The organism is Micrococcus sp. KRD096 (genome assembly GCF_017168495.1).
Lineage (GTDB): Bacteria > Actinomycetota > Actinomycetes > Actinomycetales > Micrococcaceae > Micrococcus > Micrococcus luteus.
The window spans coordinates 1-2,431 of sequence record NZ_JABFAY010000046.1 but is presented as its reverse complement, the minus strand read 5'-3'; the positions used below and the strand labels follow the sequence as shown (position 1 = coordinate 2,431).

At 72.1% G+C, this 2,431-nt stretch carries 3 protein-coding genes; all 3 read left to right on the top strand.

The genetic code is table 11. The annotated features are described in order from the left end of the window. The first annotated feature begins 122 nt into the window (after window positions 1-122). Window positions 123-434: a hypothetical protein gene (locus tag J1M41_RS11385; protein ID WP_069941840.1), complete on the top strand. Its 312-nt coding sequence runs from the start codon at window positions 123-125 to the stop codon at window positions 432-434. A gap of 154 nt (window positions 435-588) precedes the next feature. Further along, entirely contained in the window at window positions 589-1,566 is a 978-nt protein-coding gene (locus tag J1M41_RS11380; protein ID WP_069941839.1) for a DUF4192 family protein, read from the top strand. A 208-nt stretch (window positions 1,567-1,774) separates the two neighbouring features. Continuing rightward, window positions 1,775-2,032 carry a hypothetical protein gene (locus tag J1M41_RS11375; RefSeq protein WP_069941838.1) on the top strand — a complete coding sequence of 86 codons (258 nt, stop codon included), beginning with the start codon at window positions 1,775-1,777 and terminating at the stop codon, window positions 2,030-2,032. Window positions 2,033-2,431: the final 399 nt, after the last annotated feature.

Below are 2,431 nucleotides of genomic sequence, written 5' to 3'. Positions count from 1 at the left end.
GCACATCACCACACCCCCACCACAAGCAACACCACACAACCGATTGCGTCCACACCACAAAGCGTGTATGGTTTGACTCAGCGGGAGGCACCCGGCCCCCTGCACCCCTCAAGGAGGACACCGTGAAACGTGCTGGCACCCGTCGCCCCACCACCCGTGCCACCCTGACGGCCCGACTCGACCGCTGCGCGCTCATCGCCCGGCACGCCTTGTGCGTCGGCTCCGTCCTGATCTTCGTCGCCGCGTTCGGGGGGCTGGCACCGGTGTACGTGCCCGCGCTGTCCACGCCGGCCCTGATCGCCTTCGCCCTGTGGTGTGCGCTGGTGCTCGCCCTGATGCTCACCACCGCCGCGCGTGTCACCGCGCGCCTGGTGCTCGGCACAACACGTGCCGCGCGCTCGGCCTGGCGCGCTCCGGCCTCCGATCCTCGCTGATTCCGACTCCCTGCCCCGCCTCGCGGCGGGGCAGGGCCATGCCATACGTTCGCCATATCGCCGTCATACTCAACGTTGCAGTCCCGGCTTTTATTGTGTATGGTTTGACTCAGCAGGAGGCACCAGGCCCCCCGCACCCCTCTAGGAGGACACGATGGATGCTCTGACCGCCCGCACCCCGCTTGATCTGACCGACTACGCCGCCGCCGCCCTGCCGTCCACCCCCGCGGATTCCGTGGTGGCCATCGGCCTGAAGGGCTCGCGGCTGGGGCCGGTGATGCGCCTTGACGATGTCGCCGCCCCCGCCACCATGGCCGGAGTGATCGCCGCCAGCATGCGCCGCGCCAACTGCACGCGCGTCTTCCTGATCGGCTACGGCCCGGAGGACCGCGCCCTGCGCTGGCTCGAGCTGGAGTCCATCCTGACCGGCCACGGTCTGAGCGTGGAGGGGCTGATCCACGTGGACGGGCGCATGTGCACCAACCTGGGCACGGGCGAGGCCGTGGCCTACGCCCCGGGCACCTCCACGCTGGGCCTGCACCTGGCCCTGCTCGACGGTGCGCGGTCCGAGTACCCCACCGCCACCCCGAGCGAGTCGGACGCCCTGACGGAGGCCGTGGCGGCTCACGCGGCCACGCTGACGGACATGCACGCGGACGCTCCGGCGCTGATCGAGGGCATCAACCGCCTGCTGAAGGATCAGAACGACGCCGGGGCCGCCGCCGTCGTGCTGGCCACCCTGAACCACCGTGACCCGGAGTATCTGATCGCGGCGCTGGTGGCCTGCACGGCCCCGATCCGGCTGGAGGCGGTGGACTTCGCCCGGGGCGAGTTCCCGCACGGTCTGCGCTGGAAGGCGAGCGTGGAGGCCGAGACGGTGCTCAACGCCGCCGTGGCCCTCGGTCCGGGCCACGCCTGCGCCGGGGCGCTGGCGGTGCTGGCCTACGTGGCCTGGATCCGAGGCGCAGGAGCGGTGGCCGATGGCCGCCTGAACCTCGCCGAGCGATGCGCCCCGCACCACCCTCACGTGCGCGCCGTGCGCCGGATGACGCGGGCCACGCCCGTGGCCGTCGTGGCCACCGACCCGGCGTGGGCCTGGGGCAAGCACACGCGGGCCGCTGAGGGCCGCTGAGCGTGACCGGGGGCCAGCGCGTAACGCTGGCCCCCCGGCGCCCGTGGAGACGGTGCCCCGACGGTGCACGCCCGCCAGCGTAGCCCGGCCCACGCGTGGGCGGGCGCTGTATAAATCGCTGTTGACCGCTCGGCCGCGCGCGTGTATGGTTATACACGTAGCGGGGGGCATGAGGCCCCCGGCACCCCGAGCGGCCAGGAGGCCCGACATGGACACCGACCAGACCACCATCTGCACCTCCCAGAACGTGCACATCGGCCAGGAGGTGGTCATCGTCGACCGCATCCAGCTGGGCCACTGCATCAGCTACGCCGACGGGACCGTGACCGCGATCGACCCCAGCCGTGGGACCTACTCGGTGGCCCACAACGGCATGCGCGGGCGCACCGTCTACACCCTCTCCGACCAGTGGCACGGAGACGGCGGCCCCTACTGCATGCCCGCCGCCGAGGTGTACGGCGACTGAGCACGACGGGGGCGGCGCGCACGCGCCGCCCCGTCGTCGCCCCTGGCCGCAAGCGCGGGCGGGTCCCGCGCCCGCTGCCGCGTGGGGACGTGTCGCGGAGATGAGCTGCCGGCTGCATCGAGCTGCTGCCGGCTCCCGAGGACCGCGACACGTCCCCGCCCTTCCCTCGACACCACCACGGGCGCGCCGGCCCGCGCTCGCGGACGGTGTTGTGCACGCGCCGGTGTATGTGTATGGTTGAACACGTCGCAGGGGGCATGAGGCCCCCGGCACCCCGACGGCCAAGGAGGCCCCATGTCCAAGCACATCTATTCCGCCGGCTCCCTGCTCGCAGCCCTGCGCGCCGGCTCCCTCGCCGCCCGCGTCTCCCTGTCTCTTATAAACATCTCCGAGCCCACG

Coding starts and splice junctions, on each gene's coding strand:
- J1M41_RS11380 (WP_069941839.1), top strand. CDS start 589: ATGGATGCTCTGACCGCCCGCACCCCGCTTGATCTGACCGACTACGCC.
- J1M41_RS11375 (WP_069941838.1), top strand. CDS start 1,775: ATGGACACCGACCAGACCACCATCTGCACCTCCCAGAACGTGCACATC.